This window comes from Agathobaculum sp. (assembly GCF_050946325.1).
In the GTDB taxonomy this organism is placed as follows: Bacteria; Bacillota; Clostridia; order Oscillospirales; family Butyricicoccaceae; genus Agathobaculum.
The window spans coordinates 1-12404 of sequence record NZ_JBMNUP010000009.1 but is presented as its reverse complement, the minus strand read 5'-3'; the positions used below and the strand labels follow the sequence as shown (position 1 = coordinate 12404).

Sequence of the window (12404 nt, the reverse complement as noted above, 5' to 3'; positions counted from 1 at the left end):
TATGAGGATTATTGTAGACGCGATGGGCGGAGACAATGCGCCTGAATCGGCCGTTACGGGCGGCGCGCTTGCCGCGCAGGAATATGGCGAGCAGGTGCTGCTTGTCGGCGATCCGGTAAAAATTGCAGAAATTTTAAAGGCGAAGGGCATGGAGAACAGGGACGACGTAACCATTATGCCTGCCTCCGATGTGGTGGATATGCATGATGACCCTGCCACGGTGCTGCGCCAGAAACCGGATTCGTCCATGGCGGTGGCGTTCAAGCTGCTGAAGGCGGGCGAGGGCGACGCGCTCGTTTCCGCCGGCAACACAGGCGCGCTGCTGACGGGCGCAACGCTGTACGGCGGCCGTATTAAGGGGGTGCGGCGCGGCGCGCTGGCGCCTGTTATGCCGTGCGCCGGCGGTCAGTTCATGCTGTGCGACGCCGGCGCGAATACCGAGTGTACGGCGGAAATGCTGCTGCAGTTCGCTTTCCTCGGCTCGCTGTATCTGGAGAAGATCGGCGGCGTGGCGCGGCCGCGCGTTGGCCTTGTCAACAACGGCACGGAAGATACCAAGGGCGATACGCTGCGAAAAGAGGCCTATGCCCTGCTGAAAGCGGCGGGGGATGCGGGCAGACTGAACTTTGTCGGCAATGTGGAGGGCAGTATGGCCCCGCTCGGCGCGTGTGATGTAGCTGTGTGCGACGGATTTACGGGCAATGTTATGCTCAAGACCATTGAGGGCGTGGCCAAGTTTATGGCAGGCGAAATCAAGGGCGTGTTTATGCGTAACCTGGCTACAAAACTGGGATATCTGGCCTGCAAAAAGGGTATGGATGAATTCCGCGGCCTGTTTGACCAGGACCGTGTGGGCGGCGCGCCGTTTTTGGGCATTGCAAAGCCGGTGATCAAAGCGCACGGCTCGTCGAATGAAATCGCGGTGAAGAATGCCGTGCGCCAGGCGATTGCCTACACCAAGAGCGGCATGATTGACGAGGTGCGCAAAAACATCGAGTACATGACGGTGAAAGCAGCCGAATAAGCCTGTCCCGCCATTTTCCGGAAAGGAGAACGAGCATGCTGAAACTGGACTATCAGTTTAAAAATCCGGCGCTGTTCCAGACGGCGATGACGCATACGTCCTATGCCAACGAACATCGGAACAGCCATATCCATCACAATGAGCGGCTGGAGTTTCTGGGCGATTCCGTGCTGGGCTTTGTTACGGCCGCACATCTGATGACCCATTACCCCGACCTGCCCGAGGGAGAACTGACCAAGCTGCGCGCGGCAGTTGTGTGCGAGAGCGCGCTGTGCGAAATCGCCAAGGAGATCGGCATCCCGCAGGAGATCCGCCTGGGCCACGGCGAGGAGCTTGGGGGCGGACGGGAGCGGCCTTCCATTCTGGCAGATGCAACGGAAGCGCTGCTGGGCGCGATTTATCTGGACGGCGGCATTGAACCGGCGCGCGAATTTGTGCTTCGGTTCATCCCGCATAAGATAGAGGTTGCGTTGGCCGGCGGCGCGTTTAAGGACTATAAAACCATTTTGCAGGAGATCGTGCAGAAAAATAAGCAGGAAACGCTGGAATACCGGCTGGCCGGCACGTCCGGCCCCGATCATGATAAGCGCTTTACCATGGAGCTGCTTTTAAATTCCAACGTGTTTGCGACCGCGACCGGCCGCAGCAAAAAGGAAGCCGAGCAGCTTGCGGCAAAAAAAGCGCTCGCGCTGATGGGCGAGGACTGATATAAGAAAAACCCGGAGAAGGCTTTTGTCCTTCGCCGGGTTTTTGTTTATATGATTCAAAACCATCGGGGCGCTTCCGGCCGAAAACACGGCGCAGGGCCGTGCGTATAAGGGTCATAGGTGCGGATGTTGCAGCCGTATTCCTTAAGCGCGGCAATTTTGTCCGTATTCGTCCAGCAGACCAGCGAAAGACCGTCAAACTCTTCTGCGGCGCCGCTGTACATCTGGTTGCGGATTGGCAGATTTGTGGATAAGCTGTAAATTCTTGTACTTCGCATTGAAAAAAAAGGTGCTCGGTGGTAAAATGATACCATATATATTTTCGAGGTGCTACATGGTTCTCAAGAGCCTGCTCTTACAGGGGTTTAAATCCTTTCCGGATAAAACAGAGATCAATTTTCTCGGCGGGTTAACTGCAATTGTCGGCCCGAACGGTTCGGGCAAATCGAATATATCGGACGCGATTCGCTGGGTGCTGGGCGAGCAGTCTTCGCGTTCGCTGCGCGGGGCCAAGATGGAGGATGTTATCTTCGGCGGCACGGCCAAACGGGGACCGGTCGGCTTTGCGGAGGTCTCGCTGATTCTGGACAACAGCGCCCGCGTTTTCCGTTCGGATTTTACGGAGATTATGGTCACCCGGCGGTATTACCGTTCGGGAGAGAGCGAATATTTTCTGAATAAGAAGCACTGCCGCCTGAAGGACATCCATGAACTGTTTATGGATACCGGTTTGGGGCGGGACGGTTACTCGAGCATTGGGCAGGGGAGAATAGACGAGATCCTATCGCTCAAAAGCGAGGACCGGCGTGAGATTTTTGAAGAAGCCGCCGGTATCACCAAGTTTCGCTACCGCAAGGAGGAGGCCGAACGCAAACTGGCCGCCACTGAGGAAAACCTCATCCGCATCCGCGATTTGTATGATGAACTGGAGCGGCAGGCAGGCCCGCTGGAAAAACAGGCGGAAAAAGCAAAGCAGTATCTGCTGCTGCGCGACGAACTGCGTGTGCTGGAGATTTCTCTGTGGCTGCTTTCACTCGATCACATCAAGGCGGAAAACGCAAAACTGGAGACGGACAGCGCTGCGTACGCAAACCAACTGGCGGACGCCAAACAGATGCGGGAAACGTTGTATGCCCGCTCCGAGCAGCTTGCTGAGGAGATGCGGCGTATAGATCGCGAGGCCGACCGCCTGCGTCAGATGCTGCGTCAGGCGGAGCAGCGGGCCGCCGACCAAGCCAGCCGCGCGGCGGTTTTGCGGGCAAACATACAGAACAACAGAGAAAATATCGACCGCGCCCAGCGGGAAAGCGCGCAGCGCGCCGAGCAGGCGCACAGCCTTGGCGCGCAGCTTGCGGAGCGCCGCGCGCGGATTGCGCTGCTGGATACGCAGCTGGAAGGTCTGTCTGCGCGGAGCGAGGCTTTGCAGGCGCAGGCAGAAGAGCAGGCGGTGCGCCGGACCGCCGCAGAACAGGCGGCGCAGTCCGCGGCGCAGGCCTGCGCTGCGGAACGGCAGACGCTGCATGCGATTGCACTGGAACAGACCGCGGCAGAAACCGGTCTTGCCGGTATGGACAGCCGGCGCGACACCATTGCAGCGGATATTGCAGCGGCAGATACGCGGCTAAATGATGAGCAAAAGGCGCACAGCGCGCTGGACGAGCGGCTGGCTGCCTGCTTGGATACGCTGGCGAGTGCGAAAAATAAGGCGCAGGGCGTATCGCTCAAGGCGGAGAGCCGCCGGAAAAAGGTGGAGACGGCGAAAACTGAGCTGGACGAGACGGCCGCTGCGCTGACAAATGCTGTGGGCCGCGTAAAAATGCTGGCTGACATGCAGCGGGATTACGAAGGATTTTCCCGCTCGGTTAAGGCGGTTATGGCGCAGACAGGGCGCGGCGCGCTGCGCGGTGTACACGGTCCGGTTTCATCGCTGATTGCGACGGACGACCGTTTTGTTACCGCGATTGATACGGCGCTCGGCGCGTCCGCATCCAGCATTGTGGTGGATACTGCGGAGGATGGCAAACGCTGCATCGAATACCTGAAAAGGACGGACGGCGGCCGCGCAACCTTTCTGCCGCTGGATACCATTCGCCCTGCAAGTTTGAAAGAAAACGGGCTGGAGCGGCAGAACGGCTGTTTCGGCACGGCGGACCGGCTGGTATCGTTTGACGCGCGGTACGCGGCCATTGTGCAGAATTTGCTGGCGCGAACGGTTGTTTCGGAGAATATGGATACCGCGCTGGCATTGGCCCGCGCATATGGCAGACGCTTCCGAATCGTCACGCTGGATGGACAGATTGTACAGGCCGGCGGCGCGATGACGGGCGGCTCGGTCTCCCGTGGGACAGGCGCGCTTGCGCGGGCAGGCCGTCTGCGTGAGGCTCAGCAGCAGGTACGGGAGCTGGAAGCGAAAAAGGCGCAGTTAGAGGCGCGCTTTGCCGCCGCGCGGGATGAGCTGGCGGCGCTGGATTACGATTTAAAGGCCATTGAAGCGGAGCGCATCCGTGCAGCACAGGATGAAGCGGGGCTGCGCGCTTCTGTGCAGCAGCACGGGGTGCTGGTGGAGAGTTTGCAGCGCCAGCATGACGGCCTGGTGCTGGAACGGGACAATCTGGCGGCTGCCAAGCAGCAGTACGCGGATACCATTGCCGCGTGTGCGGCACGGCAGCAGCAGACGCAGACGGCGCTGCAGCAGGCTGAGCAGCGGGAAAAGGACTGCCGTGCGGCGCTGGATGCGCTGGCAGCAGAAATATCGGACTGCGGGGCGCAGCAGGCAGCCTTGCAGACAGAAATTGCGCAGAATCGCTCGGCAGCCGCAGCCGAAAGGCGTTCGCTGGATGAGCTGGCCAGGCTGAAGGACGATTTGGATATGGGCGTGTCCCATACGGATGAGACGATTGCCTCCTTTGAAAGCGAGATTGCACGGCTGACAGAAGAACTCAACGCTGCCGAAGTCCTGCAGCGGGACACTGGCGCGGCGGCAGAACAGTTCCATGAACAGATTGAAGCGCAGCTCCGGCAGCGTGAACGGGCGGAAGGAGAACGCGCCCGCGTGGAGCGTGACGCACAGGGCAGAAACGATGAGATTCTGGCGCTGGAGCGTGAATCGGCCCGCCTGGAAAACCGCGTGGGACAGCTGAAAAACGAAGAAACGCAGATTTTGGATAAAATGTGGGAAAGCTATGAGCTGACCCCTACACCGGCAGCCGAGGTTGCCCGGCCCATTGCGGATATACCGGCCGCAAAGGAGCAGGCGCGCGGTCTGCGCGGACAGATGAAGGCGCTTGGCAATGTCAACCTGGATGCGGTGGAGCAATACCGGCAGGTGATGGAGCGCTATACCTTTATGGGGGAGCAGAAGGCCGACCTCGAAAAGGCGCAGCATGAACTGTATAAGGTCATCGAACAGCTGACGGTAAACATGAAGGAGATCTTTGCTTCCGAGTTCGCCAAGCTCAACGCCTATTTTGGCGAGACGTTCCGTGAGATTTTCGGCGGCGGCCATGCGGAATTGCAGCTGGCGGATACTTCGGACATTCTGAACTGCGGCATTGATATCCGCGTGTGCCCGCCGGGCAAGGCTGTAAAGACGCTGACACTGCTTTCCGGCGGAGAAAAGGCGTTTGTTGCCATTGCATTATATTTTGCGATTTTGAAACTGCGGCCCACGCCGTTTTGTGTGCTGGATGAGATCGAGGCCGCGCTGGACGACGTGAACGTAGCGCGCTTTGCGCAGTACATTCGTCGGCTGACGGATAAGACGCAGTTTATCGTCATCACGCACCGCCGCGGCACGATGGAAGAAGCCGATATGCTGTACGGCGTGACGATGCAGGAGCAGGGCGTATCCAAAATGCTCATGCTCAATCTGGCGGAAGCGGAAAAGCGGCTTGGGAGCGCGATTCGATGACGCGGGAAGCGCTGCTGCACGGTTTTGCGCGGCAACTGCTAAAGTTAGTAGAGGAGTTTTGACAGATGGGATTTTTTGATAAAATCAAGCAGGGCTTACAGAAAACCAGCGATGCGGTCAACCGCTCGCTGGACAACGTGTTTGCGGCGTTCGTCAAGATCGACGCAGACCTGCTCGAAGAGCTGGAGGAGGCGCTCATCCTTTCCGATGTGGGCGCGGAGACCTCAGTGAAAATTGTAGCGGAGGTGGAAAAACGCGCCAAGCTGCAAAAGATCACCACCGCGCCCGAACTGCGCGGCCTGCTGCGCGAGGTGCTGACCGATCATATGCTGGAAAATCAGCCGCTCGATGTATCGGGCAAACCGGCGGTCATTCTGGTGATCGGCGTCAACGGCGTGGGCAAGACCACGTCGATCGGCAAGCTGGCCGCCCGTTATGTGAGCGAGGGGAAAAAGGTCATGCTGTCTGCGGCGGATACGTTCCGTGCGGCGGCGGCCGACCAGCTTTCGATTTGGGCCAAACGCGCAGGGGCGGACATTGTGCGCCACGGAGAGGGCGCGGATCCGGCGGCGGTCGTGTTCGATTCCATCTCCGCCGCCAAGGCGCGCGGCAGCGATATTATCATTGTGGATACGGCGGGGCGTTTGCACAACAAGTCCAACCTGATGAACGAGCTGGCCAAAATCGACCGCGTGATCACGCGCGAGCTGCCCGAGGCTTCGCGCGAGACGCTGCTTGTGCTGGATGCGACCACAGGGCAGAATGCCGTGCATCAGGCAGAGGAGTTCAATAAGGCCGCACAGCTGACCGGCATTGTGCTGACCAAGCTGGACGGTACCGCCAAGGGCGGCATCGTGATCGCCATTTCGGCAGGACTGGGCGTACCGGTCAAACTGGTCGGCGTGGGCGAGGGAATCGACGATCTGGTTGACTTCGACCGCGCGACATTCTTGGAAGCCATCCTGCCGCCGGCAGAAGGAGGAGAAGAATAAATGCAAAGACCTGACGGAAGGACATCCGGCGCAATGCGTCCGGTAAAGATTACAACGGATTATACCATGTACGCCGAAGGTTCGGTGCTGGTGGAGATGGGCAATACCAAGGTCATCTGCACCGCTTCAGTGGAAGAAAAGGTGCCGCCTTTTCTGGAGGGCAAAGGGCTGGGCTGGGTAACGGCAGAATACGCCATGCTGCCCCGCGCGACCAACACCCGCAAAAAGCGCGATATCAAGAGCCTCAAGCTGGACGGCCGTTCAAGCGAAATTCAGCGGCTGATCGGCCGCAGCCTGCGCGCCGTGGTCGACCGTGCGGCGCTCGGTGAGCGGCAGATCACGATCGACTGCGACGTCATTCAGGCAGACGGCGGCACGCGCTGCGCGTCCATTACGGGCGGCTTTGTCGCCCTGTGGCTGGCGTGCAAAAAGCTGCTCGATAACGGCGTGATTGAAAAGATGCCGCTGACAGCGCAGGTTGCAGCGGTATCGGTCGGCATTTTTGAGGAGGAAGCGGTGCTGGACCTGAACTACGCGGAAGACAGCCGCGCGATTGTGGACTGCAATGTCGTTATGACCTCCAAGGGCGAGTTTATCGAGGTGCAGGGCACAGGGGAAGGCCGCCCGTTTACGGAAGCGGAGCTGAAACGGCTGCTCGGCCTGGGCAAACGCGGCTGCGCGCGGCTGTGCCGGGCGCAGAGTAAAGTGATGGGGGAAAGCCTGTAATGCAGTTTGTGCTTGCTTCCCACAATGAAAAGAAAATGGCCGAAATGGCGGCGATACTGGGCGAATTGGGGATTGAGGTGGTTCGCCTGCCCGCGGATGCACCCGAACCGGCTGAGGACGGCGCAACCTTTGCAGAAAACGCCTTAATCAAGGCGAAAAGCGCGGCAGAATGCACCGGCCTGCCGGCAATTGCGGATGATTCCGGCCTGTGCGTGGACGCGCTGAACGGTGCGCCGGGCGTGTATTCTGCACGGTACTGCGAAGGAACCGATCAGGACCGCAACGCCTTCCTGCTGAAAAACATGCAGGGACGGACCGACCGCGCATGCCGGTTTGTGTGCGCGATTTGCTGCATTCTGCCGGACGGTGAGACGATTGCCGTGCGCGGCGAATGCGAAGGCGAGCTGCTCTGCGAGAGCCGCGGCGCGGGCGGTTTTGGATATGACCCGCTGTTTTATGTGCCCGCATACGGCTGCACGTTTGGCGAATTGCCGGGCGAAGTGAAAAATGAGATTTCCCACCGCGGCCGCGCCTTGCGTGCGCTGCGGGCAGAACTGGAAAAGCGGCTGTAAGGCGCGCAATATCAGAAATAAGGAGAAACATTATGCTGACTACCAAACAGCGCGCACAGCTGCGCGCATTGGCAAATACACTATCGGATACGCTGATTATCGGCAAGGAGGGTGTCACCGACGCGGTTGAGCGCCAGCTTGACGAGCTGTTGGACGCGCACGAGCTGGTCAAGGGCAAAGTGCTGGAAAGCGCCATGCTGACGCCGCGCACGGTTTCTGAAGCGCTGTGCGAGGCAAGCGGCGCAGAGCCTGTGCAGTGCATCGGTTCCAAATTTGTGCTGTATCGTCCGGCGCGGGACAAGGATAAGAGAAAGATCGTGCTGGTAAAATGAAAACAGGCATATTGGGCGGCACCTTTAATCCGCCGCATAATGGGCACATGCATGCTGCCCGCCTGGCCAGAAAGGCGCTGGGGCTGGACCGCGTTCTGTTTATTCCGACCAATATCCCGCCGCACAAGGCGCTGCCGGAGGATACCGCCACGGCAGCCGATCGCTGCGAAATGGTGCGGCAGATGATTGCGGGTGAGGACTGGGCTACGCTGGATACGCTGGAGATTGACCGCGGCGGAGCCAGCTATACGGTCGATACGCTGCACGCACTGCGCCAGCGCGGCGAGGACGGCCTTTACCTGATCGTTGGAACGGATATGCTGCTTTCGTTCGACCGGATCTGGCGCGCGCCGGATGAGATCGCGCGGTTGTGTACGCTGGCCGTGTGTGCCCGTGAGCAGGAAGACTGGGGCGCTATCCGCAAAAAGACGGAGCATCTCCGTCAGTCGCTGCGCGCCAAAATTGAACTGGTGCAGGGCGGCAGCCTGACTATTTCATCGACCGAATTGCGGCATGGCGGCGATCTGCGCCGCTATACCGCTCCCGCGGTCGCAGATTATATCGAGCGAAAACACCTTTACGGTTTTTGACAATATACGATATAGACAGAAAGGCGGGTAAAAAATATGTTGTGCAATGATGAAATGAGAAAGGGTATTCTGTCAAGACTGCATGGCTATCGCTATGCGCATACGCTCGGCTGCGAACGGGCGGCAAAAATGCTGGCCAGGCGGTTTGGCGGCGATGAGGAAAAGGCTGCGTTTGCCGCAATATTGCATGACATCACAAAGCATCTTTCTAGAGAAGAACAGTTGAATTTATGTGAGAAATACGGTATAATAATCTGTAACGTCGAAAAAAACGAGCCCAAAATGCTGCATGGGAAGACTGCGGCGGCCATTGCGCGGAGTGAATACGGCGCGCCTGAGGACGTCTGCACGGCGATTTCCTGCCATACAACAGGCAAATACGGCATGACACTGCTCGACAAGATACTTTATCTGGCGGATTACATTGAAGAAACACGCGATTTTCCCGGCGTGGACAAGGCGCGCGAACTGGCGCGGGAGGATATCGACAAGGCGCTGCTTTATTGCTACGATCAGACGCTGTGCGACCTGATTGCGCGCGGCAAGCTGATTCACAGCGATACGATTGGCGCTTATAACGATATGGCCCGGCAGGGCGTCCGTTGGCGGGAGGATAAGGACTGATACTGGAGGCAGGATTTTTTTGAAACTCTTTGGAGGAAGCGGAGGACACAGCGGTAAAAAACGCCGCGTCACACGCATGGAGGAGCGGTATGAGCGCCCCGTGCAGCCGGCGACGCCGACGGCGCCGAAAGCGCCCAAGCCGTCCGGCAAAAAAGGCGGCAAGGCCAAACAGCCGTTAACCAAAAAGCAGAAGCGGAAACGGATTGCGATCGTATCAGTCGTGGTGGTGGCGCTGCTTGCAGCGGTATGCGCCGGCGCGGCATGGATGCTGGTCCGTCCGCCTGAGATAAAAAATGATCCGACAATCGTTGATAAGGAAAACGGGGACAAAGTGGATGTGGACAGTCTGCTCAATTCCGGCCAGCGCGTGGATGATGTGTTTACTTTCGTTGTCGGCGCGGTGGACGAAGACCAGACGCGCACGGATGCACTGATGGTTGCGACGATGGATACCAAGAAAAAAACCATCAATATTATGAATATTCCGCGCGATACCATGTGCAACAACGGGCTGAGCGGCGCAAGCCGGAAAATCAACGCGGCCTACGGGATGAAAAAAGGAATTGAGCAGACCAAGACGGAGATTGAACGTCTGGTGGGCTTCCGGCCGGATAAATATGTGATCGTCAATTTTGACGGCATCGCCGCAATTGTGGATGCAATCGGCGGGATTGATTATGAGATTCCTTTCCGGATGCAGTATGACGACCCTTCGCAGAACCTGCATATCGATTTGTATGCCGGTATGCAGCACCTGACGGGCAAGGAGACGGTTGAATTTTTGCGCTGGCGGCATAATAATGATTATTCCATGCAGTACCCCAACGGCGACCAGGGACGTGTGGAAAATCAGCAGAAATTCCTGAAAGCGCTTGCCAAAGAAGTATTTCAGCTGAAAAATGCCCCCAAAATCAAGAGCCTTGCAAGCGCAGTGTTTGATAATGTCAAGACAGATCTTACCGCAGGGCAGATTCTGTGGATGGGCATGCAGGCCATTAATATTAAAAATGAGAACATTCAGTTCTTTACCCTGCCCGGCTATGGCGCAATGAGCTATGCGGGAAGCGACCCGAACCAATATTCGTTCTTCTTCCCGTATTATGACGATACGCTCAAACTGGTCAATCAGTATTTTAATCCGTATGAAAAGCCGATTGAGACGCTTGATATGGTCAGCGGACCGGAGAGCGGCTCGGGCGGCTGGGTAGATTCGGATGATGACGTTTGGGGCGATACTACCCTTCCGTCAGATGACGGCGAGACACAGGAGCCGTCCGACGGAAACACGGACCCGGAAGGAACCGGCGGTACGACGGAACCGGAAAATCCGGACGGCAGCGAGCCGGATACGGGAATAACCGATCCGGGCGAAACCGACCCCGGCACAACAGACCCAGGTACGACAGACCCGGGAACGGGAGAGACCGTTTCCCCCGAACCGAGCCAGCCGGAAACGCCGGTTGAGCCTGTAACACCAGGGGGAGACAGCTCGATCGATCCGGAAGCTTAATGAAAGAACAAAGGAGTTAGTGCATTGACTGCAAAACAGACGGTAAAAGCGATTTGTGAGGCGCTGCAGGAAAAGAAAGCACAGCAGCTTGAGGTGCTGCATGTGGAGCGCCTGACCGAACTGACAGAGTACTTTGTCATTTGCTCGGCAACCTCTACCACCCAGGTGAGAGCGCTGGCAGATAATGTTGAATGGCGGCTCAAGTATGACCATGAAACGCTGGTTCACCATACGGAAGGATATGAATCCAACCAGTGGGTGCTGCTGGACTATGGCTGTGTGCTGGTGCATGTATTTATGCCGGAAGCCCGCAAGTTCTATAACCTGGAGAATTTGTGGAAAGACGGTACGCCGGTGCCGCTGGCTGAATTGGGCCTGGAAGAAGCATAAAACGGGGATGCGGCGGCCGCCAATGGCGTTCCGCCGCGTTGCCGTGCTTGAAATAAACTATTCACTTTAGGGGGAAACACCGTTGAAGTACGAACATAAGCAAGTAGAAAAGAAGTGGCAGGACATTTGGGACGAGGCGCATTGCTTTGAAGCCGAGCAGGGCGGCGATAAGGAGAAGTTTTATGCGCTGGTTGAGTTCCCGTATCCGTCCGGACAGGGCCTGCACGTTGGCCATCCGCGCTCGTACACCGCGCTGGATATTGTAGCGCGTAAAAAGCGCATGCAGGGTTATAATGTCCTGTATCCGATGGGGTGGGATGCGTTCGGTCTGCCGACGGAGAACTATGCCATCAAAAACCATGTCCATCCGGCCGAGGTTACAAAGAAGAATATTGCGCGCTTTAAGAGCCAGCTGAAAAGCCTGGGGCTGTCGTTCGACTGGTCGCGGGAGATTAACACCACCGACCCGAATTACTACAAGTGGACGCAGTGGATTTTCCTGCAGCTCTTTAAAAAGGGACTGGCGTATAAAAAGGAAATGAACGTCAACTGGTGTACCTCCTGCAAATGCGTGCTGGCCAATGAAGAGGTTGTCAACGGCGTATGTGAGCGCTGCGGCAGCGAGGTTGTGCATAAGACCAAGAGCCAGTGGATGCTGGGCATCACCAAATACGCCCAGCGCCTGATTGACGACCTGGAGGATGTAGACTATATTGAGCGGGTCAAGATTCAGCAGAAAAACTGGATTGGCCGTTCGACCGGTGCAGAAGTTGACTTCAAAACCACGACCGGCGATGTGCTGACCGTCTATACCACCCGTCCGGATACGCTGTTCGGCGCGACCTATATGGTCATTTCGCCCGAGCATCCGATGGTAGAACAGTGGGCGGAAAAACTGACGAATATTGCAGAAATCCGTGCCTATCGCGAAGAGGCTGCGCGCAAATCGGATTTTGAGCGTACCGAGCTGAACAAGGACAAGACCGGTGTTAAGCTGGACGGCGTAGCGGCGGTCAATCCGGTAAAC

General features: G+C 57.6%; 13 protein-coding genes. 12 read left to right on the top strand and 1 reads right to left on the bottom strand.

Annotated elements, in window-relative coordinates:
* The first annotated feature begins 1 nt into the window (after position 1).
* Both plsX and rnc read left to right on the top strand, forming a co-directional pair.
* Positions 2-1024, top strand: a complete 1023-nt coding sequence (plsX, locus tag ACOYIE_RS01920) for a phosphate acyltransferase PlsX (RefSeq protein WP_433410314.1) — start codon at positions 2-4, stop codon at positions 1022-1024.
* Between the two features lie 35 nt (positions 1025-1059).
* Positions 1060-1731, top strand: coding sequence for a ribonuclease III (gene rnc, locus ACOYIE_RS01915; protein ID WP_433410313.1), 672 nt, complete (start codon positions 1060-1062; stop codon positions 1729-1731).
* A gap of 56 nt (positions 1732-1787) precedes the next feature.
* Here rnc and ACOYIE_RS01910 read toward each other — a convergent pair whose 3' ends face one another.
* Complete coding sequence (locus ACOYIE_RS01910; protein ID WP_433410311.1) at positions 1788-2009, bottom strand: hypothetical protein; 222 nt, start codon at positions 2007-2009, stop codon at positions 1788-1790.
* Positions 2010-2065: 56 nt separating this feature from the next.
* Between ACOYIE_RS01910 and smc the strand changes: the two genes are divergently transcribed.
* From smc to ACOYIE_RS01860, 10 genes are all read left to right on the top strand, one after another.
* Entirely contained in the window at positions 2066-5641 is a 3576-nt protein-coding gene (smc, locus tag ACOYIE_RS01905; RefSeq protein WP_433410309.1) for a chromosome segregation protein SMC, read from the top strand.
* A gap of 65 nt (positions 5642-5706) precedes the next feature.
* Positions 5707-6633, top strand: coding sequence for a signal recognition particle-docking protein FtsY (ftsY, locus tag ACOYIE_RS01900; RefSeq protein WP_433410307.1), 927 nt, complete (start codon positions 5707-5709; stop codon positions 6631-6633).
* Complete coding sequence (gene rph, locus ACOYIE_RS01895) at positions 6634-7359, top strand: ribonuclease PH (RefSeq protein ID WP_433410306.1); 726 nt, start codon at positions 6634-6636, stop codon at positions 7357-7359.
* Positions 7359-7931: an RdgB/HAM1 family non-canonical purine NTP pyrophosphatase gene (rdgB, locus tag ACOYIE_RS01890; RefSeq protein ID WP_433410304.1), complete on the top strand. Its 573-nt coding sequence runs from the start codon at positions 7359-7361 to the stop codon at positions 7929-7931. Before rph ends, rdgB begins: the two co-directional genes overlap by 1 nt.
* A gap of 32 nt (positions 7932-7963) precedes the next feature.
* Positions 7964-8263, top strand: a complete 300-nt coding sequence (locus ACOYIE_RS01885) for a YhbY family RNA-binding protein (RefSeq protein WP_433410302.1) — start codon at positions 7964-7966, stop codon at positions 8261-8263.
* The gene (nadD, locus tag ACOYIE_RS01880) at positions 8260-8853 is read left to right on the top strand and encodes a nicotinate (nicotinamide) nucleotide adenylyltransferase (protein WP_433410300.1); all 594 of its coding nucleotides are present in this window, start codon (positions 8260-8262) and stop codon (positions 8851-8853) included. Before ACOYIE_RS01885 ends, nadD begins: the two co-directional genes overlap by 4 nt.
* A 54-nt stretch (positions 8854-8907) precedes the next feature.
* Positions 8908-9477, top strand: coding sequence for a bis(5'-nucleosyl)-tetraphosphatase (symmetrical) YqeK (gene yqeK / locus ACOYIE_RS01875; protein ID WP_433410299.1), 570 nt, complete (start codon positions 8908-8910; stop codon positions 9475-9477).
* Positions 9478-9496: 19 nt separating this feature from the next.
* Positions 9497-10987, top strand: a complete 1491-nt coding sequence (locus ACOYIE_RS01870) for an LCP family protein (RefSeq protein ID WP_433410297.1) — start codon at positions 9497-9499, stop codon at positions 10985-10987.
* Between the two features lie 24 nt (positions 10988-11011).
* Positions 11012-11377, top strand: coding sequence for a ribosome silencing factor (gene rsfS, locus ACOYIE_RS01865; RefSeq protein ID WP_433410295.1), 366 nt, complete (start codon positions 11012-11014; stop codon positions 11375-11377).
* Between the two features lie 82 nt (positions 11378-11459).
* On the top strand, positions 11460-12404 hold a 945-nt coding region (locus tag ACOYIE_RS01860), incomplete at its 3' end, for a class I tRNA ligase family protein (protein WP_433410293.1).